Genomic DNA, 22,548 nt, shown 5'->3' on the forward strand with positions numbered 1-22,548 from the left:
GTCAAATCGCCTCTAGTTCGCTCAAAAAGTCACGAAGATCATCAAAATCTTCCACGCTGCCGGCGCGGAAGGTAGCTGCCGCCTGTACATAGGCGCGCAGCGTTTCGGTCTGGAACACTTCCACCAGCGGCACTTCCAGGCCCAGTTCGGCCTGGACCCGCGAGGTGATCTGGATCGCCAGCAGCGAATGGCCGCCCACTTCAAAGAAGTTGTCGTTCAGCCCCACTTGCGGCAGGCGCAGCACGTCGGCCCAGATCGCGGCGATCTGGTGTTCCAGCTCGGTTTCGGGGGCTACATACGCCTGCTGCAACAGGCTCGCATCCGGCTCGGGCAGGCCCTTGCGGTCGAGCTTGCCGTTGGGGGTCAGCGGCATTTGCGCCAGGAACATAAAGTGCGTCGGCACCATGTAATCCGGCAGGCGGGTTTTCAGGGCGCGGCGCAGGGTGTCGCGCAACTCGGCCTGGTCGGCCAGGTTGGCGTCGGCCGGTACCACATAGGCCACCAGCTGCTTGCCGGTCGGGCCGTCCTGCGCCACCACCACGGTTTCACCGACGTTGTGCTGCTCGCGCAGGCGGGCTTCGATCTCGCCCAGCTCGATACGGAAACCACGGATTTTCACCTGATGGTCGACACGCCCCAGGTAATCCACCACGCCATCCGGGCGGCCGCGGGTCAGGTCGCCGCTGCGATACACGCGGCTGCCGGGTTTGCCGAACGGGTCCGGCACGAAACGTTCGGCGGTGAGTGCCGGACGCTCCAGATACCCCCGGGCCACGCCCTCGCCGCCTGAGTACAGCTCACCGGCCACGCCGATCGGTTGCAGGTTGAGTTGCGAGTCCAGCACATAGCCGCTGCGGTTGCCGAGCAGCGTGCCAATCGGCGCGTAGACAGCCCCACATGGGTCGCCCTTGCGCGCCTTCCACAGCAGTGGCGTGACCACGGTTTCGGTCGGGCCGTAGCCGTTGAACAGGTAGGTCGGCTTGAGTGCACGCCACGCCAGGTCGTAACTCGCTTGAGCCACCGCATCGCCGCCGAAGCAGTACACGCGCACTTTTGGCGGGTTACCGTCGCGCTCGGCATGCTCGGCCAGCTGTTGCAGATACACCGGCGGGAACACGGCCATGGTCACGTTATGGCGGTGCATTTGCTGGTAGGTGTAGTCCGGCAGCCACAGGCTGTCATCGCGGATCAGCACACTGGCGCCATTGATCAGCGGGTGCATCCAGCCTTCGTGGGAGCCGTCGAAGGCGAACGACATAAAGTGCAATTCGCAATCGGCCGGGCCGGTTTCATAGCGCTCACCGGTGGCGATAATGTGCGCCACCAACGGCCCATGCGACACCGCCACGCCCTTGGGCATGCCGGTGGAACCGGAGGTGTAGATCACGTAGGCAAGGTTGTCGCCGTCGAGTTTCACCGGGGGTGCGGTGTCGCTGAAATCGGCCCAGGTTTGCCGTTGGTCGATGGCAAGCACGTCCAGCCCGTCCGGAATCGGCAGGCGCTGTTGTACGGCCGAATGGGTCAGCAGCAGTTGCGCACGGCTGTCCTGCATCATATACAGCAGGCGATCACGCGGGTATTCGATGTCCAGCGGCACATACACGCCACCGGCTTTCATCACCGCGAGGAACGCCACCATGATTTCGGCGCTGCGCGGCATGGCGATGGCCACCCGCACTTCCGGGCCGACGCCACGGGCGATCAGGGCGCGGGCCAGGCGGTTGGCCTCACGGTCCAGCTCGCCGTAGCTCAGGGTTTGCGCGTCGAATTTCACCGCGACCGCGTGCGGAGTTTCACTGGCACGGTCGGCCACCAACTCGTGCACCAGGCGCTCGGCCGGGAAGCCGGCGCCGGTCTGATTCCACAGCTGGAGGATGTGCTGTTGCTCATCCGCATTGAGCAGGTTCAGTTGGCCGATAGGCTGCTGCTGATCATCAACCATCGCTTGCAACAGGTTCTGCCAGTGGCCGGCCATGCGTTCGATGGTCGCCGGGGCGAACAGGTCGGTGGCGTAGTTCAGGGACGCACGCAGCAGCGCCTGGCTTTCTTCCACGTCCAGCGCCAGGTCGAACTGGGCCAGGCCCTCATCCCAGCTCAGGACCTCGACGCTCAGGTCGGTCAGGCGCTGCAAGTGGCTGGCGGCCGAGGTCACGCGGTGGTTGAACATGACTTGGAACAACGGGCTCAGGCTCATGCTGCGCTCGGGCTGCAGCGCCTCCACCAGTTGCTCGAACGGCAGGTCCTGATGGGCCTGTGCCTCCAGGGAGCGTTGGCGCGCTTGATGCAACAGCTGCTCAACGCTCATTTGCCCGTGGATATCGGCCTTGAGCACCTGGGTGTTGACGAAAAAGCCGATCAGCCCTTCGGTTTCCAGGCGATTACGGTTGGCAATCGGCACGCCGACGCGCACGTCTTCCTGGCCGCTGTAGCGGTGCAGCAACGCCTGGTAAGACGCCAGCAACACCATCGGCAACGTGACCCCGGCGCGCTGCGCCAAGCCGCGCAAACCGGCCAGCAGCGGCGCCGCAAGCTCAATGCCCAAACGGGCACCACGGTGGCTTTGCACCGCAGGGCGCTGGTAGTCGAACGGCAGTTCCAGTACCGGCTGCACACCGCCCAACTGCGCATTCCAGTAAGCCAGTTGGCGGGCCTTCTCGCCGGCTTCCATCCAGCTGCGCTGCCACACGGCGTAGTCGGCGTACTGCACCGGCAACGCCGCCAGGTTCGGCGTATGCCCCTGGCTGAACGCGGCGTACAGCTGCACCAGTTCCTCGACCATCAATTGCATCGACCAGCCATCGGAGACGATATGGTGCTGCACCAGCACCAGCACCTGCTCGTTCGCGCTCAAGCGCAACAACTTAGCCCGCAGCAATGGCCCGCGCAGCAGGTCGAACGGGCGTGCGACCTCGTCGGCGACCCGTGCTTTCAGTGCGGCTTCATCGGTGTCGGCCTGCTCGATTTCAATCAGGCCCGACTCTTCAATCACCTGCACCGCACCGCCTGCGTCCTGGCGCAAATGGGTGCGCAGGCTTTCATGGCGCGCCAGCAAGGTGTCAAAGCTGCGTTGCAGTGCGGCCAGGTCCAGCGCGCCGCTCAAACGCAGGGCGCTGGGGATGTGGTACGCGGCGCTTTGCGGGTCCAGTTGCCAGAGGAACCACTGGCGCTCCTGGGCATAGGACAGCGGCAAGGGCTGGTTGCGATCAGCCTTGAGCATGGCCGGCGCAACTACGCCCTCCTCACCCAGCGCACGTACGAAGTCACCCAGCAGGGGCTGTTCGAACAGGGTCTTGAGCGCCACTTCCAGCGCCAGCGCCTGGCGTACCCGCGACACCACCCGCGTGGCCAGCAAGGAGTGCCCGCCGAGTTCGAAGAAGTGGTCGTCGAGGCCGACCTGCGGCACATCCAGCACCTCGGCCCAGATCGCCGCAACCTGTTGCTCGCGTGGGGTCACAGGCGCCACATGGCCCTTGTGCAACAGTGCCGCATCGACTTTGGGCAAGGCCTTGCGGTCGAGCTTGCCGTTGGGGGTCAGCGGCAGGCTGTCGAGGAACATCAGGTGCGCCGGCACCATGTAGTCTGGCAGGCGTTCGCGCAGGGCGGCTTTGTAGGCGTCCGGTGCCTGCGGCGCCGACGTTACCAGGTAGGCGATCAGGCGGTCGTTGTCGGCCAGCACTACGGCTTCGCGCACCCCGGCGTGCTCGCGCAGGCAGGCTTCGATTTCACCCAGTTCGATACGGAACCCACGCACCTTGACCTGATGGTCGACCCGGCCGATGTACTCCACCACGCCGTCGGCACGGTAGCGCGCCAGGTCGCCGGTGCGGTACAGGCGCTCGCCCGGCGCACCGTAGGGGTTGGGCACGAAACGTTCGGCAGTCAGCGCCGGCCGCGCATGGTAGCCACGCGCCAGGCCCACGCCGCCGATCAGCAGTTCACCGGCCGCGCCCAATGGGCAAGGGGTCAGCCCGGCATTGAGGATGAACAGCGAAGTATTGGCGATCGGCCGCCCGACAAAAGGCTGCGCCTCGAGCAGACGATGGGCTGCCGACCAGATGGTGGTTTCGGTTGGACCGTACAGGTTCCACAGCGGGCCTTGCAGGTCGAGCATGCGCTGGGCCAGGTCAGCCGGCAGCGCTTCGCCGCCGCACAGCGCCTTGATCCCACGCAGCAGTTGCACGCGGGGGCTCTCCAGCAGCATGCGCCAGGTCGAGGGAGTGGCTTGCAGGACGTTGGCGCACTGGCGGTGCGCCAGGTCGAGAATCGCCTCCGGGTCGAGGGCCAGCGCCTGGCCGCTCAACAGCACCGTGGCGCCAACCGTCAGCGGCACATACAGCTCCAGGGCGAAGATGTCGAACGAGAAGGTGGTCAGCGACAGCACTCGCGCATCAGCGCCGATGGCCAGGGTATCGGCCATGCCGCAAGTAAAACTGCACAGCGCCTGGTGGCGCACCATCACGCCCTTGGGTTTACCCGTGGAGCCGGAGGTATAGATCACATAGGCCAGGTGTTCCGGGGTGACGTTGACCTGCGGGTTGTGTTCGTCAGCCTCGCTGTCCTCGATCAGCACCACCTGCAAACCGTGCGGTTGTACCAGGCGGCCGAGCAGCGGTGGCTGGGTCAGCAGCACGCGAGCGCGGCTGTCTTCGAGCATAAAAGCCAGGCGATCCGCCGGGAACTGCGGGTCCAGCGGCACATAGGCGCCACCGGCCTTGAGGGTGGCCAGCAGGCCGACCACCATGTCCAGCGAGCGCTCCACATGCACCGCCACCAGCACGTCCGGGCCGACGCCCGCCGCGATCAGGCGATGGGCCAGGCGGTTGGCGCGACGGTTGAGGTCAGCGTAGCTCAGGGCCTCGTCATTGAATTGCAGGGCGATGGCGTGCGGCTGTGCCAGGGCTTGCGCTTCGAACAGCTGTTGCACGCAGCGCTCGCGAGGGTAGTCGAACGTGCTGTGGTTCCACTCAGCAACCATCTGCTGCACTTGCGGCGCGCTGAGCATCGCCAGTTCATCCAGTGCCTGGGAGGCATTCTGCACCACGGCGCGCAGCAGGTTCTGCCAGTGCTCGGCCAGGCGTTCCAGGGTGGCGGCGTCGAACAGGTCGGTGGCGTAGGTCAAGGACGCCCACAGGCCCTCGGCGGACTCTTCGGTTTCCAGGTTGAGGTCGAACTGGGTGCTGTGGCCGGCCCAATCCAGCGGTTGCAGGGTCAGGCCAGGCAATTGCAGCGGGCTTGCGCGCAGGGTGTCCTGGTGGTTGAACATCACCTGGAACAGCGGGTTGTGGCTGAGGCTGCGCTCCGGTTGCAGCGCTTGCACCAGTTGCTCGAACGGCAAGTCCTGATGCGCCTGGGCCTCCAATGCACGTTGCTTGACCTGGGCCAGCAACTGGTCGAAGCCCATCTGCCCGTGCAGCTCGGCCTTGAGCACCTGGGTGTTGACGAAGAAGCCGATCAGCTGCTCGGTTTCGAGGCGATTGCGATTGGCGATCGGCACCCCGACGCGGATGTCGGTCTGGCCGCTGTAGCGATGCAGCAAGGTCTGGAACGACGCCAGCAGCAGCATGAACAAGGTCACGTCCTGACGCTGGGCAAGGGCCTTGAGATCTGCGACCAGTGCGGTGTCCAGATGGATCTGCCGGCGCGCACCGCGCTGGCTTTGTACCGCCGGGCGCGGGTGGTCCAGGGGCAATTCCAGCACCGGATGCTCAGTGCCGAGGCGACTGCACCAGTAGTCGAGTTGACGCTGCTGCTCCCCGGCCGCCATCCACTCGCGTTGCCACACCGCGTAATCGGCATAGTGCAGTGCCAGTGCGGGCAGTTGAGCCTGGCCCTGATACAACGCCACCAGCTCGTCGACCATGACGTGCATCGACCAGCCGTCGGAGATGATGTGGTGTTGAGTGATCACCAGCACATGGTGCTCGGCCGTGATCTCCAGCAGTTTGACGCGCATCAGCGGGCCGTCGACCAGGTTGAATGGCCGCTGGATTTCCTCGGCTACCGCGTGTTCGATGGCCGACGCGGCGACCTGCTGGCGTTCAACCGGCATCGCCAGGCTTGGGTGAATCACCTGCCAGGCGTGCTCGCCCTCCTCCACGAAGGTGGTGCGCAGCGGCTCATGGCGTTGCACCAGGGCTTGGAATGCGTGCTCCAGCGCGCAAATGTCCAGTTCGCCGCGAAGGTGCAATGCGGTCGGCACATGGTAGGCGGCGCCCGTCGGGTCCAGTTGCCAGAGGAACCACTGGCGCTCCTGGGCAAAGGACAGCGCCAGCGGCCGGTCGCGCTCCACGGCCACCAGTGCCGGAGCCGTGTCAGCCTGCAAGCCCGCGCAAGCCGTCGCGAAGGCTTCCAGCGTCGGCTGTTCGAACAGCGCTCGCAGCGGCACTTCCAGCTTGAGCGCATGGCGCACGCGGGACACCACCTGGGTGGCCAGCAACGAATGGCCGCCCCGTTCGAAGAAGTGGTCATCAAGCCCCACTTGCTCAACCTGCAATACCGCTTGCCAGATCGCTGCCAGCTCGTGCTGCAACGGGCTTTGCGGGGCGCGATAAGCCTGGCGAGTCAGGCTCAGGTCGGGTGCCGGCAATACACGGCGGTCAAGTTTGCCGTTGTTGTTCAACGGCAACGCGTCCATCACTACCCAATGCGCCGGCACCATGTAGTCCGGCAGGGACTGGCGCAAGGTGGCCGCCACCGCCTGTGAATCCAGGCGCTGACCCTGGGCCGGCACCACGTAGGCCACCAGTTGCGCACCCGTGGCGCTCGGTTGCGCGATCACTGCGGCCTCACGCAGTTGAGGCAAGGCTTGCAGGCTGGCTTCGATCTCGCCGACTTCCACACGGAAACCGCGAATCTTCACCTGATGGTCGATGCGCCCGACGTACTCCAGGGCACCCGCCTCGTTGTAACGGGCCAGATCACCGCTGCGGTACAGCCGCGCACCCGGCACGCTCGAAAACGGGTCCGGCAGGAAGCGTTCGGCGGTGAGTGCCGGGCGGTCGAAATAGCGCTGGGCCAGGCCGAACTCGGCGCCGATGCACAGCTCGCCGACGCCATCGGTGGCCAACAGCTCGAAAGCACTGTCGAGCACATACAGCGAGCGACCTTCGATGGCGCGGCCGATCGGCACGCCAAACGCATCGCTGGCATCCGCCAACTGGCAGTCGTGCACGCTGGAAACCACGGTGGCCTCGGTAGGCCCGTAGGTGTTGACCAGGCGCACACCGCCCAACCCGGCGGCGTGCCAGGCGCGCAGCCCTTCCACCGACATCGCTTCGCCGCCCACATGCACCTGGCGCAGGTTACCCAGAGGGCGACGGTCCACGGCGCACTCCTTGGCCAGCAAGTACCAGTAAGCCGCCGGCAAGTCGGCGAGCGTCACGCGCTGTTCGACGATTTCCCGCGCCAGTTGCCCGGCGTCCCACAGCTCGTCACCGCGCATGATCAAGGCGGCGCCCACACACAACGGTGGGTAGCACTGCTCGACAAAGCCGTCGAAACTGAACGTGGCGAACTGCAGTACGCGGTCGTCGGCGCGCAGCTGGCTGTACACCTCGGCGCTGCCGCAGAACTGGCCGAGGGCCGCGTGATCGATGGCCACGCCCTTGGGCTGGCCGGTGGAACCGGAGGTGTAGATCACGTACGCCAGGTCGGTGGCGGCCGCCAGGTTAGCTGGGTCGGTGACCGGGTAGCTGGCCAGCTCCAAACCTGCGGCAGTGAAGTCCACCCGCGCCAACCCTTGCGGCAGCGCCAGCTCGGCCAGCAGCCCGGTTTCGCTGAGCAGCAGATCCAGGCGGCTGTCCGCCAGCATGTAGGCCAGGCGTTCGGTGGGGAGTTTCGGGTCCAGCGGCACATAGGCGGCGCCGCTTTTAAGCACGGCCAGCAGGCTGACGATCAACTGCGGGCCACGGCGGCACGCCAGGCCAACCAGCTGGCCCGGCCCCACGCCGAGTTCCAGCAGGCGATGGGCCAGACGGTTGGCGTGTTGGTTGAGCTGGGCATAGCTCAAGCGCGCTTCGCCCGCCTGCACCGCCAGCGCATCCGGCGTGGCAGCGGCCTGGGCGGCGATGCGCTCGTGCACCCACAGCTGATGCGGGGCGCCGCCGGGCGACTGGCCCAGGGCGCGCATGTCGCGCTGGGTGCTGTCGTCGAGCAGCCGCAAATTACCCAGGGGCGCTTGGGCGTCGGCGAGCAATTGCACCAGCAGGTATTGCAGGTTGGCACCCAAGCGGGTGACCTGCTGTGCACTGAAGTGTGCGCGGTTATAGCTGAACTCCAGGCGCAGGCTGGCACCCAGCTCAATGCCCAGGGTCAGCGGGTAGTTAGTGGTTTCGTGGTTGTGCATCCGGCCGAAGGTCAGGCCGGCGGGCGCACCCTGTTTGAGGGCTTCGGCCACCGGGAAGTTTTCGAATACCAGCAAGGTGTCGAACAGCGCCGCGCCCTGCTGCCCGGCCCAACCCTGGATGTCATACAGCGGTACATGCTCATGGTCGCGCAGGCTCAGGTTCAGGGCTTGCAGCTCGCCGAGCCAGCGTGCGGCCGGCTGCGCCGGTGCCGCGATGCTGACCATCGGCAAGGTGTTGATAAACAGGCCCAGCTGCTGTTCGATCCCCGCCAGCGGTGCCGAACGCCCGGCAACGGTGGCGCCGAAGGCCACGCAATCCTGACCGGTGTAGCGTTGCAGCAACAGGCTCCAGGCGCCTTGCAGCAAGGTGTTGAGGGTGATTTTCTGGCGGCGCGCAAACTCGCCGAGGGCGCGAGTGAAATCGCCGTCGAGCACCACCTGGTAATCCGCCATCCCGGCACCTTCGGCCGGAACACGCAGCGCTGGCGCCAGCAAGGTGGGCGCCTGCAACGGCGCCAGCGCGGCTTTCCAGAATGCCTCACCCGAGGCTTGCTGCTGCAGCCAGCCCAGGTAATCGCGGAACTGCCCCAGCGGCGCCGACACAGGCTGGCCGGCATAGTGGGCGATGACTTCGCCCAGCAGTTGGGCGTTGCTCCAGCCATCCATCAGGATGTGGTGGCTGGTAAAAATCAGGTGCCAGACATCGCCGGCACCGCGTACCAGCATCAGGCGAAACAGCGGCGCGGCATTGAGCACGAAGCCCTTTTCGCGTTCGGCGGCAGCGAGCGCGTCGAAGTCTGCCTCCACGTCTTCAATCACTTGCAATTGCAAGTCGACCTGGCGCTGGATCACCTGATGGGCGCTGTCCAGGCCCAGCCAATGGAAGCTGCTGCGCAGGATGTCATGACGGTCCAGCGCCGCCTGCCAGGCACGCCCGAACGCCAGCAGGTCCAGGCCCTGGATGTCCAGGCGCAACTGGTTGATATAAGCCTGGGCCTCGGGCTCATACAGGGTGTGGAACAACATGCCCTGCTGCATCGGCGACAGCGGGTAGAGATCGGCAATCGCCGGGCCCGCCACCGGCAACGCGTCCAATTGCGGCTGAGTCAGGCGCGCCAGCGGGAAGTCCGAAGGGGTCACCTGCCCTGCCGGCGTGGCGCAGCAGTGTTCGATCAACGCCTTGAGTTCAGCGGCGTAGTCATCCGCCAAGCGCTGGATCGTCGACTCCTCGAACATTTCGCGGCTGAAGCCCCATTGCAGGGCCAATTCACCGCCATACACCTGCCCTTCCACCGTCAGCCAGTTGGCCAATGGGGCTTCGGGGTCCTGGGCCTGGCCACTGCCTTGAGCCGCCGGAACGAACAGCGCCGACTCATTGAACTGGCGGTCGAACTGGCCCAGGTAATTGAAGGTGATGCGCGGTGCGGTAAGGCTCGACAAACTCTCGCGTACGGCCGGTGCACCCAAGTAACGCAGCAGGCCATAGCCGATGCCTTTGTCCGGCACGGCGCGCAGTTGCTCCTTGACCGACTTGATCACACTCGACAGCTCGCCGTCAGCGTGCAGGCGCACCGGGAACAGGCTGGTGAACCAGCCGACAGTACGGGTCAGGTCAACGTTGTCGAACAGGTCTTCGCGGCCATGGCCTTCGAGTTGGATCAGCGCGGCGGATTGCCCGCTCCAACGGCTGATGACGCGTGCCAACGCGGTCAGCAGCAGGTCATTGACCTGGGTGCGGTAGGCCGCCGGGGCATCCTGCAACAGTTGGCGGGTGTGGTCGGCATTCAGGCGAATTTCAAGTTTGCTGCCCAGCCGATTCTGCAGGCCGCCCTGGGGGTTGTCGCAAGGCAAGTCGGCGTCTGTGGCCTGTGCCTGCCAGTACGGCAGTTGCGCCTCGAGGCTCAGCGCATGGGCCTGCAACTGCTGCGCCCACTGCTGGTAGGCGCTGGTCTTGGACGGCAACGCTGCATTGGCATACGCCAGTTGCAGGTCTTCCAACAGGATGCGCCAGGACACGCCATCCACCACCAGGTGATGGACCACCAGTAACAGGCGCTGGCTACCGTCGGCCATGCTCACCAGGGCGGCGCGCAGCAGCGGGCCTTGCGCAAGGTTTAGGCTGCGCTGGGCTTCATCGCAGAACGCGGCCAGTTCAGTCTCGCGGGTGGCGTGGGCTTGCCACAGGTCAGATCCCGCGACCGGCGCAGCGTAGGTTTGTTGCCAGCCGTCCGCCTGCTGCGTAAAGCGCAGGCGCAGGGCGTCGTGATGATTGAGCACTTGCGTCAGGGCCGCGTCCAACCGTGCAGGCTCCAGCGCCTCTCGCGGGGTCAGCAGCAACGATTGGTTCCAATGCTGACGCGCCGGGATGGCCTGGTCGAAAAAGCTGTGCTGCACAGGGGTCAGGATGACGTCGCCGGTAAGGGGCCCCTGGTCGATAACGGCGGCCTGCTCGAAGCGCGCCACCAGCGCCAGGCTGCGCACGCTCTGGTACTGGAACAGGTCCCGGGGGCTGAGGCGAATCCCGGCCTGGCGTGCACGGCTGACCACTTGGATGGAGATGATCGAATCCCCACCCAGCTCGAAAAAGTTGTCGTCGAGGCCGACCTGCTCGACGCCGAGCACATCGCTCCAGATCACCGCCAGGGCTTTTTGCAGGGCATTTTCCGGCGCGCTATACGCTTGCTGCGGCGCGGCATCCGGCAATGGCAGGGCCTTGCGGTCGAGCTTGCCATTGGCGGTGACCGGCAGCTTGGCCAGGTGCACCATATGGCTTGGCACCATGTACTCCGGCAGGCTGCTCAGCAGCCAGGCCTTGAGGTCGGTGGGGGCTTCGCCTTCCAGTACCAGGTAGGCCACCAGCTGCTTGCCGCCCTGCACCAGCACCACCGCCTCACGCACGCCAGGGTGTTGCATCAGGCGCGTTTCGATTTCGCCCAGCTCGATGCGCAGGCCGCGCAGCTTGACCTGATGGTCGAGGCGGCCCAGGTATTCGATCACCCCGTCGGCACGCTGGCGCACGCGGTCGCCAGTGCGATACAGACGCGCGCCATCACCGAACGGGCTGGGCACAAAACGCTCGGCAGTCAATGCCGGGCGACGGTGATAACTGCGGGCCAGGCCGCTGCCGCCCAGGTACAACTCGCCGGATACACCGGCCGGCACCGGGTTAAGCTGGGCATCGAGCACGTAGGTGCCGAGGTTGGCGATGGGGCGGCCGATGGGCACGCTGTCGGCGCCTTCGTCGAGGCAGGTCCAGTGGGTCACGTCGATGGCCGCTTCGGTCGGGCCATAGAGGTTGAACAACCCGGCCTGGGGCAGTTTGGCGAACACTTGCAGTTGCGCGTCCAACGGCAAGGCTTCGCCGCTGCACACGATACGCTGCAGGCTGCGGCAAGCCTGCACGCCCGGCTCATGGATAAACGCCTGGAGCATCGACGGCACGAAGTGCAAGGTGGTGATCGCGTGTCGGCCGATGGTCTCGATCAGGCGCGCCGGCTCGCGGTGCTCGCCAGGCGCGGCGACCACCAGGCGTGCGCCGGTCATCAGCGGCCAGAAGAATTCCCAGACCGACACATCAAAGCTGAACGGGGTTTTCTGCAGGACGGCGTCGCCGGCATCCAGGTGGTAGGCCTGTTGCATCCAGCACAGGCGGTTGACCAGGGCCCGATGGCTGTTGCCGGCGCCCTTGGGCTTGCCGGTGGAGCCGGAGGTGTAGATCACGTAGGCCAGGTTCAGCGCGTGAACATCGACTGCGGGGGACTCGGTGCTGTAGCCATCCAGCCACAGCGCGGGCTGATCCAGGGCAATCACCCGGATACCCGCCGCAGGCAGCGACGGCAGCAGACGCTGTTGGCTGAGCAGCAGCTGGATGCCGCTGTCTTCGATCATGTAGGCCAGGCGTTCCCGGGGGTATTCGGGGTCGAGCGGGACGTAGGCGCCCCCAGCCTTGAGGATGGCCAGCAGGCCGACCACCATCTCAATGGAGCGCTCGACGCAAATGCCCACCAGCACGTCAGGGCCAACGCCCTGTTCGCGCAAGGCATTGGCCAACTGGTTGGCGCGGGCGTCGAGCTGTGCGTAGGTCAGCGTGGTGTCACCGAACACCAGCGCCGGCGCATCGGGGGTGACACCTACTCTGGTCCTCAATCAACTGGTGAATGCCACGCTCGGTCGGATAGGCTTGCGCGGTCTGGTTCCAGGCGTGCACCAGCACCGCCTGCTCAGCGGCGGCCAGCATCGGCAGCTCACCGATACGCTGCTCGCCATCGGCAACCATGGCCTGCAACAGGCTGATCCAGTGCCGCGCCATGCGCTCGATAGTCGGCGCGTCAAACAGGTCGTTGGCGTAGGTCAAGGCCGCATGCAAGGTGCCGGATTTTTCATAGGTGTCGAGGGTCAGGTCGAACTGGGTCGTGCGGCCTTGCCACTCCACCAGGGCCAGTTCCAGGCCGGAGGCGGTGTTGACCGATGCGATATCGGACACCACCGGCTGGTGGTTGTACATCACCTGGAACAGCGGCGTATGGCTGAGGCTGCGCTCAACCTTGAGAGCCTCCACCAGCCGCTCGAACGGCAATTCCTGATGGGCCTGGGCACCCAGTGCGTGTTCCTTGATGCCTTGCAGCAGCTCACTGACGCGGGTTTGCCCGGTCAGTTCGGTGCGCAGCACCTGGGTGTTGACGAAGAAGCCGATCAGCCCTTCGACCTCGGTACGGTTGCGATTGGCAATCGGCACGCCGACGCGGATATCACCCTGGCCGGTGTAGCGATGCAGCAGCACATTGAAGGCGCCGAGCAACAGCATGAACAAGGTGACGTTGTGCTTTTGCGCACAACTGCGCAGCTGCGCGGCCAGTGCCGGATCAATCGAAAAATTGTGCCGCGTGCCCTGGTAGCTGGGCATCGCCGGACGTGGGTGGTCGGTAGGCAGTTCCAGCACCGGGTGCTCGTCGCCCAGGCGCGCCTGCCAGTAGTCCAGTTGACGCGCCTGCTCCCCCGCTTCCAGCCAGCGACGCTGCCACAAGGCATAGTCGCTGTACTGGATCGGCAAGGCCGGCAGTTGCGGCGCTTCGTTGCGCTCATGGGCGTCGTAGCAGCGGATGAACTCGTCGATCAGCACGTTCATCGACCAACCATCGGAAACGATGTGGTGCAGGGTCAGCAGCAGCACGTGTTCCTGCGCGTCAAGCTTGAGCAACTGCACGCGCAGCAGCGGGCCGTGCTCCAGGTCAAAGGGCAGCAGCGACTGGCGGGTAGCCGCGTGGTTGACGGCCTGTTCGCGCGCGGCGGGGGCCAGATCGCTCAAGTCAAGTTGCTCGACGGCCAACGATGGCTGCACCGCGACCTGCAACAGGCGCTCATCGGCCTGGCGCTGAAACACCGTGCGCAGGGTTTCGTGGCGCGCCACCAGGCTGGCAAACGCCTGCTCCATGGCACGCAAGCTCAGCGCACCCTTCAAGCGCACGGCGCCAGGCAGGTTGTAGGCGCCGCTGGCCGGGTCCAACTGCCAGAGAAACCACATGCGCTGCTGCGCATAGGACAGCGCAAAGCGATCCTCAACCTCGACACCGGCCGGAATCGGAAACCGTGAAAAATCCACCCCTTCTTTCTGCAATGCCTGCAGGAACAGCTGGCGTTTTTCCAGGGGCAACCCGATAAACCGGCGAGCAAGTTTCAAGGAGTCTTCAGCATTCATTTCTTGGAGTCCGGAGCAATAGGCAGGAAGCACAAAGGCACGTCGTCCCTATAAAACGAACCGGACGGGGAAAAATTAGCGACGGGATGCAGGCGTGGAGCGGCGTGTCATCAAGGGTTACATCAATCTCGGCAAGACCAACGGAACACGAGCTAGCATTGACGAACACCACTTTTTGCAACTACATTTAGTCGCACGCAGGGAACGCCGTGTCCAAAAATGAAAAGCTGCTCGCCAAATTGCTCAACGAACACATGGCATTTACCTGGCCTGAACTTGTAACGCTGCTGCATCGGCTGGGCTACACACAGATTGAGGGGGCAGGAAGCCGCGTCAAATTCGACAGCGGTGATCCCAGTGCAATGATTACGCTGCACAAGCCCCACCCTGGCAACGCACTGAAACACTACATTCGGCGCCAGATCATCGAACAATTGAAGTCAGGAGCACTGATTCAGTGAACAACCAACTGAAACACAAAGGCTACATCGGCTCTATCGAAGCCAGCCTCGAAGACAACTGCCTGTTCGGCAAGATTTTGTTCATCAAGGCGCTGGTGAGCTACGAAGGCAAAACCGTCGCCGATCTGGACGCGGCATTTCGTGAGGCGGTGGACGACTATCTCGCCACCTGCGAGACGCTGGGGCAAACAGCGGAAAAACCGTGCAAAGGCTCGTTCAATGTCCGCGTCGGGCATGACCTGCATTTGGCTGCGGCCTTGGCTGCCACCCGTAAAAAAGTCACGCTCAACGACCTGACGCGCCAGGCGCTGAATGAGTTTCTGCAACATCACAGCGCAAATGTTTGCCCGGCGGCCGGCTGACGGCGAACCTAGACGCTCGACACACACAGGCGCACATGCTCTCGCGCCAGTCGCCGCGCCTGGTGGTCCAGGCCGAGAATCGCTTCAAGGTCGACTTCGTTGGGCAGGTCGATATGTTGCAACGTCTGTTCGACCACCTCGCAAATCTGGGTAAATCGAATACGCCGGCCCAGGAACGCCTCGACCGCCACCTCGTTGGCCGCATTCATGGCTGCACTGGCCTGGGCACCGTCAGCCAATACCTGTAATGCCAGGCCAAGGCACGGAAAACGCTCCACGTCAGGGTGTTCAAAGGTCAGCCCGGCATAGCGGGTCAGGTCCAGCGGGGCCACGCCCGACTCAATGCGTTGCGGATATGCCAGGGCATGGGCCACTGGCATGCGCATGTCGGGGTTGCCCAGTTGCGCCATCACCGATTGATCACGAAACACCACCATGGAATGCACCACGCTTTGCGGATGAATCAGCGCCTCGATGCGCTCGGCTGGCAGGTTGAACAACCAATGGGCCTCGATGATCTCCAGGCCCTTGTTCATCATGGTCGCGCAGTCCACAGAGATCTTGCGGCCCATGGACCAGTTGGGGTGGGCGCAGGCTTGTTCGGGCGTGGCCTCGCCCAGGCAGTCCAATGGCCAGTCCCTGAAAGGCCCGCCGGAAGCCGTCAGCACCAGGCGCTCAACGCCGTCAAACGTGCCATGGCATCCTTGCAGGCACTGGAAGATCGCGTTGTGCTCACTGTCCAGCGGAATAACGATGGCGCCTGCCCTGGCAGCGGTTTCAATGAACAACGCCCCCGAGACGACCAACGCTTCCTTGTTGGCCAGCAGGATTTTCTTGCCGGCCTGTGCGGCGCTCAAGGTCGGCAACAACCCCGCCGCACCGACAATCGCCGCCACTACGGTGTCGACCTGCGACTCCCGCGCTGCGGCGCACAACGCATCGGTGCCACATAGCACCTCCGTGGGCACGCCGGCCGCCAACAGATGCGCCTGTAATTCGATGGCGTGTTGCGGCTCACTGACCACCGCTATCGCGGGCCGAAATCGCAGGCATTGCTGGTACAGCTTGTCCATACGCCGATGAGCGGTAAGGCCGTGGACCATAAATGCCTCGGGGTGACGCGCGACTACATCTAAAACACTGTCGCCGACCGACCCGGTTGAACCGAGAACGAGCAGGCGTTGCATCATGGTCTTGCCATCCGTAACTGATAACTGACAGAGACAAGCCTAGGCGCCTTGACCCGTATTACAACGGCAACCACTATAATAATTAGCGATAGAGCTTCTACTTATCCATCCCAATCACTGCGTATATCAAAACACAATAACAGCAATTGCAAACCAGACTAACAAAACTGAAGTCCGCTTGAATTATTAAGGTACTCTCTCACTATAATTCTTCATCACCTGCCAACTCGCCCCAAGGTCCGCAGTATCGTCCTAGGCTACAGATACTGTGGAGCTGTTCAAATGAATGTAACCGACATTCCATTTCGCCCTGCGTGTGCACATGCGCAAAACGAGCCTCCGCCGCACGCTCAAGCTGTTGAGCAGCATGTACTTGAATGGACAGAAGCCCAACAACTGGCCACTGACCCTGACTTTCACAGCGAATTGATCAGCTCCAGGTTCGGGTGGCTCGCTGCACGCTGTTATCCCAATGCTTCTATGAGTTTACTGAACACCATCGCCGACTTTCTTACTTGGCTGTATCTCGTTGACGATCGGCTATTTGACCGAGCCCAGCGTATACCACGCGCAATCATTGCGGATGTCAGCGCCCTCTGGAACGTCCAGGGGCAGCAGGATAAGACTTCGCCAGCCGCCCCCTTGCAAAACGCGTGGCGAGACATTTGCACGCGCCTTCTGAAACAAATGGGCAGCGTCTGGCTACACCACTTCATCACTAACGTACGCATGATGTACGGTGCCAATACCCTACAAATCATTGGGCAGCTACATAAAATAAGCATCGACAAACACGCTTATGAAATACTTCGCTACCATAATAGCGGCTTAGTCCCCTGTTTTGATTTTTACGGTACCAGCGTAGGTTATCAACTACGCGACGAAGATCGCTACTGCCTTAACCTTCAAACATTGTCACAGCAGGCCAATATCATTATCGCCTTGTGCAATGATATTCACAGTTATGCACACGAGACCAGGCAGCGGGGACACTATGAAAACCTGGTTTGTCTGCACGTTTTTGAAGGCCACACGTTAAAAGAGGCACTTAGCCTGGTATCGGACACTGTCCAGCACCCATTAAACAACTTCGACGCGTTGTCCGAGCATCTATTTCATACCTCTACTCCCGCCGTCCGACGCTATATCAATGAACTGCAACATTGGATCATCGGTTATCAATACTGGGCATTTAACGATACTTGTCGCTATGTCTGCGTCTCGACGAATGATTCATGACGTGTTGATTGGGTGGGCTGACCGCCAGGACGAGCACGGTGGAGATGCGGACTATGTATGAACTACTAGAGTCAGTGAACAACCCTGCGTGCCTGCGCAGTTTGCACCCTGCAGCCTTGGGGCCTTTGGCACATGAACTGCGGGCATTTATCCTGCAGAGCGTCAGCGCCACAGGCGGCCATCTGTCGGCCAACCTGGGCACCGTCGAGCTGACCATCGCCCTGCATTACGTGTTCGACACCCCGGATGACCGGATTGTCTGGGACGTAGGGCACCAGGCGTATGCCCACAAGATCCTCACCGGGCGCCGCAACGACATGCCTGGCCTTCGTCAGCTTGGCGGGATTTCGGGGTTTCCGCGCCGGTGCGAGTCAGGCTACGACTGTTTCGGTACCGCCCATTCCAGCACCTCGATTTCGGCCGCCCTGGGCATGGCCCTGGCTGCTCGTAACCTGGGGCACCCGCGCCATTGCATCGCCGTAATCGGTGACGGTGCCCTGAGCGGCGGCATGGCCTTCGAGGCACTCAATAATGCGGGGCTGTTCCGTGACCTGCCGTTTCTGGTGATCCTCAATGACAACGACATGTCGATCTCGCCGTCGGTGGGCATGCTGCGCGAACACCTGGGCGCGTTGACCGCCGACCGTCATGGCAGCCACGACCCCAGTGTGTTCAAGGCACTGGGCCTGGGCTACCACGGCCCTATCGACGGGCATGACCTGAGCGAACTGGTGGACACGTTGCGTCGCCTGAAAAACCAGCGGGGCCCACAGCTGCTGCACATCATCACCGAAAAAGGCCACGGCTACTCGCCCGCTGCCGCCGACCCGGTGCTGTATCACGGGCCGGGCAAGTTTGACCCGATCCAAGGGATTCGCCCGGCGGCTCCCGGCGCGCTCACCTACACCCAGGTGTTCGGCCAGTGGCTGGCGGATGAAGCCGCGCGCGACCCACGGCTGGTGGTGATCACCCCAGCCATGCGCGAAGGCTCCGGGCTGGTGGCGTTCGAGCGACAGTTTGCCGAGCGTTACTTTGATGTAGGGATCGCCGAGCAGCACGCGCTGACCTTCGCCGCCGGCCTCGCCGCCGATGGCATGAAGCCGGTGGTGGCCATCTACTCGACGTTCCTGCAACGCGGTTATGACCAACTGATCCACGACATAGCCCTGCAGCAACTGCCGGTGGTGTTTGCCATCGACCGCGCCGGCATCGTGGGGGCAGACGGTGCCACCCATATGGGTGCCTTCGATATCGCTTACTTGCGCTGCGTCCCCCATCTCACCGTGATGGCGCCCGCCGACGAGCAGGAGTGTCGGCAGATGCTGCACACCGCTCTGCAGCAATCGGGGCCTTGCGCCGTGCGCTACCCTCGGGGTTCGGGCAGCGGTATCGCGCCTTCACCCGAGCTGACCGAGCTGGCGGTGGGCAAGGGCGAAATCCGCCGCGTCTGCACCCAGCCCCACGGCAAACGTATCGCCATCCTGGCCTTTGGTTCAATGACGCTAAGGGCGGTGGCAGCGGCAGAATTGCTCGACGCCACCCTGGCCAACATGCGCTTTATCAAACCGCTGGACCACACCCTGCTCCAGACGCTGGCACGCGAGCATGATTGGCTGGTGACGGTTGAAGAAGGCTGCGTGATGGGCGGCGCCGGCTCGGCCTGCCTGGAATACCTGGCCAGCCAGAACCTGCGGCCTCCCCTGCTGCTGCTGGGCCTGCCCGACCACTTTATCGAACACGGTACACCTGAGCAGCTCCTGAGCCAGTGCGGCCTGGACGCCGAGGGCATCACGCAGGCGATACAGCGCTTCGCCGATGAGCACCAGCTGGGTTACCCATTGCCCAGCACCGCACCGGCCTACCACGCGAGGGCCTGCACATGAACATTATCCTGGCTCAGCCCCGGGGCTTCTGTGCGGGCGTGGTACGCGCCATCGACACGGTTGAACAGGCCCTGGAACGCTTCGGCGCCCCCGTCTACGTGCGCCATGAAATCGTGCATAACCGCCATGTAGTGAAGTCACTGCGCGACCGGGGCGCCGTATTTGTCGAGGACCTGGAACAGGTGCCGGTAGGTGCGGTGACTATTTTCAGCGCACATGGGGTGGCGCAAGCGGTGGAACATCAGGCTTCGCAGCGTGAACTCCACGTGCTCGATGCCACCTGCCCGCTGGTGACCAAAGTGCACCTGCATGGGCGCCAATACGCTGCAAAGGGATACCAGTTGGTCCTGATCGGCGAGCATGGCCACCCGGAAGTCATCGGCATCCAGGGTCAGGTCGACGCGCCGATCACCTTGATCCAGACCGTCGAACAGGTGCAGGCCCTGATGTTTCCTGCCAACACGCCGTTGGCCTACCTCACCCAGACCACCTTGAGTGTCGATGCCACACGTAACGTGATCGATGCCTTGAAGCAACGCTATCCGCAGCTTGTCGGGCCGGCCAGCCGCGACATCTGCTATGCGGTACAGAACCGTCAGCAGGCCGTGCGTGAGCTGTGCACCCAGGCGGATGTGTTGCTCGTGGTCGGCAGCCCCAACAGCGCCAACGCCGTGACCTTGTGCGCACTGGCCAACGAGAGCGGCACGCCCAGCTACCTGGTGGCCGACGGCAACGAGGTAGATGCGAACTGGTTTACCCCGCAGATGAGCGTGGGAATCAGCGCCGGTGCGTCAACCCCGGAGGCTTCGGTGCAAGACGTCATCGCGGCCCTGGCGCGCATTGCACCGCTGCACATCCAGACCTTGCCAGGTCGCGAGGAACACGTGCAGTTTCGCCCGCCAGCCGGCCTGATTGCGCGGCAATAGGCCCGAGGAGTTACCACCATGAACATCCCGATTGCGCGTCGCCTCACGCGTCAAGTACAGATCGGCAACGTGTGCCTGGGCAGCGACGCACCGATTGTGGTCCAGGCCATGACCAATACCGACACCGCCGATGCCCACGCCACCGCCGCGCAGGTCGAAAGCCTGGCCCGTGCCGGTGCGGAGCTGGTGCGCATCACCGTTAACGGCCACGAGGCGGCCGCCCAGGTGGCGACCATCCGCGAACTGCTGGATCGGCGCAATCTCGATGTACCGTTGGTGGGCGACTTTCACTTCAACGGCCATCGCCTGCTGGCCACGTACCCGGAATGTGCCCAGGCCCTGGCCAAGTACCGGATCAACCCCGGCAATGTCGGCAAGGGCGCACGGCGCGATGAACAGTTCTGCCAGATGATCGAAGTGGCCTGTCGGTATGACAAACCGGTGCGCATAGGCGTCAACTGGGGCAGCCTCGACCCGGACCTGTTGGCGCGCATGATGGATGCCAACGCCGCCCTCCCCGCACCGCTGGCGGCCGACGCAGTGATGCGAGAGGCACTGGTGGTGTCGGCGCTGGACAATGCCCACCGGGCAATCGAGGTGGGGTTGCCGGCCGATCATATTGTGTTGTCGGCCAAGGTCAGCCATGTGCAGGACCTGATCGCGGTGTATCGCAACCTGGCGGCGCGCTGCGATTTCCCGCTGCACCTTGGGTTGACCGAGGCCGGCTTGGGCTCCAAAGGGATCGTCGCCTCAACGGCGGCCCTGGCCGTGCTGCTGCAGGAAGGTATCGGCGACACCCTGCGCATTTCCCTCACCCCTGACCCCGGGGGTGAACGGTCCAAGGAGGTGCAGGTCGCCCAACAGATTCTGCAAACCATGGGTTTGCGTGCCTTTACGCCGCAAGTGGTGGCGTGCCCGGGGTGCGGGCGAACCACCAGCGTGTTTTTCCAGGAACTGGCGCAGCGTATCGAAAGCTACCTGCGCGAGCAGACGCCGCTGTGGCGTAGCCGTTATCCCGGCGTCGAGCGCATGCAGGTCGCGGTCATGGGCTGTGTGGTCAATGGCCCCGGAGAAAGCCGTTTGGCCGATATCGGCATTTCTTTGCCCGGTGCCGGGGAACATCCCAGCGCACCGGTCTATATAGATGGCGAACGGGTGATGACGCTGAAGGGGCCGACCATCGCCGAGGATTTCATCTGCCTGTTGGAGGCTTATGTGGCCGCGCGCTATGGCCTTCAGCATCAGGCTTTGCAGGCACTGCTCTCAGCCCAGTCGCCGATAGCCCAACAGCGCTGAGCCCAGCACCACCGCCCCCGCCGCCAACGCGACCCAGAACCCGCTGGTAGCGCCAAAGTGGTCGATCATCCAGCCGGAGCTGGCGGCGCCGATGGCCACGCCGATGCTGAGGCCGGTGATCAGCCAAGTCATGCCTTCGGTCAGGCGGCTCGGCGGCACGATGCGCTCTACCAGCGCCATGGACACGATCAGCGTGGGCGCGAAGAACAGGCCGGAAATGAAGATCGCGACCGCCAGGCCGGGAATATTGTTCACCAGCAGCAACGGCAAGGTGGTCAGTGCCGTGGCCACACCACAGAACAGAAATTGCCGGGGCAGCGGCGCCTCGAGTTTGAGTGTGCCGAACGCCAACCCTGCCAGGCATGAGCCGATGGCGTACACCGACAGCACGATACTCGCCGCCGCCGGCTGGCCCTGATGCTGGGCGAAGGCCACGCTGACCACATCCACCACACCGACAATCACGCCCATGGCCAGCAGCAGGATCATCAGGATCAACACCGAGGGCGAGGCGATCAGCCAGCCACCGTGATGCTCATGGTGTTCGTGCACCGCAGGTTCGGTGTCGCGTTGCAGCACAAACGTGGTGACGCCCACCGCCAACAGCAATGCCGCGACCAAAGGCCCGGCTTCGGGAAACAGCACGACGCTGAGCCCTACCGAGATCGGTGGGCCGATGATAAAACACACCTCGTCCAGTACCGACTCCAGGGCAAACGCGGTTTGCAGTTTGGGCTGGCCGCGGTACAACTCGGTCCAGCGTGCGCGCACCATGGCCGACATGTTGGGCATGCAACCGGCCAGGGCGGCGAACAGGAACAGCGTCCAGCTCGGTGCCTGCAAACGGGTGCACAGCAACAGCATCAGCAACGCGCCACCGCCGATCAGCGCGGCGACCGGCAGCACCCTGCCCTGGCTGTAGCGGTCGACCAGACGTGAAACCTGCGGCGCGCAAAACGCCGTGGCCAAGGCAAACACCGCCGCTACCGAACCGGCCAGGCCATAACCGCCGTGCACTTGCGACAGCATGGTGATCAAGCCGATACCGGTCATCGACACCGGCATGCGCGCCAGCATGCCCGCCAGTACAAAAGCCCGGGCGCCGGGAACCTGGAACAACTCGGCGTAGGGGTTTGCCATCACTTAAAAGCC

General features: G+C 63.7%; 10 protein-coding genes. 6 read left to right on the forward strand and 4 right to left on the reverse strand.

The genetic code is table 11. The annotated features are described in order from the left end of the window. Window position 1: 1 nt before the first annotated feature. Both LRS56_13860 and LRS56_13865 read right to left on the reverse strand, forming a co-directional pair. Window positions 2–12,490, reverse strand: a complete 12,489-nt coding sequence (locus tag LRS56_13860) for a non-ribosomal peptide synthase/polyketide synthase (protein WDU65426.1) — start codon at window positions 12,488–12,490, stop codon at window positions 2–4. Continuing rightward, entirely contained in the window at window positions 12,438–14,039 is a 1,602-nt protein-coding gene (locus tag LRS56_13865; protein WDU65427.1) for a condensation domain-containing protein, read from the reverse strand. Before LRS56_13865 ends, LRS56_13860 begins: the two co-directional genes overlap by 53 nt. Before the next feature lie 209 nt (window positions 14,040–14,248). Here LRS56_13865 and LRS56_13870 point away from each other — a divergent pair, with 209 nt between their 5' ends. Both LRS56_13870 and LRS56_13875 read left to right on the forward strand, forming a co-directional pair. Continuing rightward, window positions 14,249–14,500 carry a type II toxin-antitoxin system HicA family toxin gene (locus LRS56_13870; GenBank protein ID WDU65428.1) on the forward strand — a complete coding sequence of 84 codons (252 nt, stop codon included), beginning with the start codon at window positions 14,249–14,251 and terminating at the stop codon, window positions 14,498–14,500. Then, the gene (locus tag LRS56_13875; protein ID WDU65429.1) at window positions 14,497–14,862 is read left to right on the forward strand and encodes a type II toxin-antitoxin system HicB family antitoxin; all 366 of its coding nucleotides are present in this window, start codon (window positions 14,497–14,499) and stop codon (window positions 14,860–14,862) included. The genes LRS56_13870 and LRS56_13875 overlap by 4 nt, the downstream gene beginning before the upstream one ends. 8 nt (window positions 14,863–14,870) lie before the next feature. On the opposite strand, the gene ispC is transcribed toward LRS56_13875, so the two are convergent. After that, on the reverse strand, window positions 14,871–16,052 hold the full coding sequence (gene ispC, locus LRS56_13880; protein ID WDU65430.1) for a 1-deoxy-D-xylulose-5-phosphate reductoisomerase: 1,182 nt from the start codon (window positions 16,050–16,052) through the stop codon (window positions 14,871–14,873). A gap of 282 nt (window positions 16,053–16,334) precedes the next feature. On the opposite strand from ispC, the gene LRS56_13885 reads away from it, so the two are divergent. Genes LRS56_13885 through ispG form a run of 4 tightly spaced genes read left to right on the forward strand, consistent with a single transcriptional unit; the run spans window position 16,335 to window position 21,396 of the window. After that, window positions 16,335–17,291, forward strand: a complete 957-nt coding sequence (locus LRS56_13885) for a hypothetical protein (GenBank protein WDU65431.1) — start codon at window positions 16,335–16,337, stop codon at window positions 17,289–17,291. Window positions 17,292–17,344: 53 nt separating this feature from the next. After that, entirely contained in the window at window positions 17,345–19,174 is a 1,830-nt protein-coding gene (dxs, locus tag LRS56_13890; protein WDU65432.1) for a 1-deoxy-D-xylulose-5-phosphate synthase, read from the forward strand. Then, on the forward strand, window positions 19,171–20,100 hold the full coding sequence (gene ispH, locus LRS56_13895; GenBank protein WDU65433.1) for a 4-hydroxy-3-methylbut-2-enyl diphosphate reductase: 930 nt from the start codon (window positions 19,171–19,173) through the stop codon (window positions 20,098–20,100). Before dxs ends, ispH begins: the two co-directional genes overlap by 4 nt. A gap of 18 nt (window positions 20,101–20,118) precedes the next feature. After that, window positions 20,119–21,396, forward strand: coding sequence for a flavodoxin-dependent (E)-4-hydroxy-3-methylbut-2-enyl-diphosphate synthase (gene ispG, locus LRS56_13900; protein WDU65434.1), 1,278 nt, complete (start codon window positions 20,119–20,121; stop codon window positions 21,394–21,396). Here the strand turns inward: ispG and LRS56_13905 are convergent. Continuing rightward, on the reverse strand, window positions 21,364–22,536 hold the full coding sequence (locus LRS56_13905) for an MFS transporter (GenBank protein ID WDU65435.1): 1,173 nt from the start codon (window positions 22,534–22,536) through the stop codon (window positions 21,364–21,366). The genes ispG and LRS56_13905 overlap by 33 nt on opposite strands. Window positions 22,537–22,548: the final 12 nt, after the last annotated feature.

Source organism: Pseudomonas poae (assembly GCA_028869255.1).
In the GTDB taxonomy this organism is placed as follows: domain Bacteria; phylum Pseudomonadota; class Gammaproteobacteria; order Pseudomonadales; family Pseudomonadaceae; genus Aquipseudomonas; species Aquipseudomonas poae_C.

Excerpts from the sequence above, each read along its gene's own strand:
- LRS56_13865 (WDU65427.1), bottom strand. The coding sequence starts at position 14,039 with ATGAATGCTGAAGACTCCTTGAAACTTGCTCGCCGGTTTATCGGGTTG.
- ispC (WDU65430.1), bottom strand. The coding sequence starts at position 16,052 with ATGATGCAACGCCTGCTCGTTCTCGGTTCAACCGGGTCGGTCGGCGAC.
- LRS56_13885 (WDU65431.1), top strand. The coding sequence starts at position 16,335 with ATGAATGTAACCGACATTCCATTTCGCCCTGCGTGTGCACATGCGCAA.
- dxs (WDU65432.1), top strand. The coding sequence starts at position 17,345 with ATGTATGAACTACTAGAGTCAGTGAACAACCCTGCGTGCCTGCGCAGT.
- ispH (WDU65433.1), top strand. The coding sequence starts at position 19,171 with ATGAACATTATCCTGGCTCAGCCCCGGGGCTTCTGTGCGGGCGTGGTA.
- ispG (WDU65434.1), top strand. The coding sequence starts at position 20,119 with ATGAACATCCCGATTGCGCGTCGCCTCACGCGTCAAGTACAGATCGGC.
- LRS56_13905 (WDU65435.1), bottom strand. The coding sequence starts at position 22,536 with ATGGCAAACCCCTACGCCGAGTTGTTCCAGGTTCCCGGCGCCCGGGCT.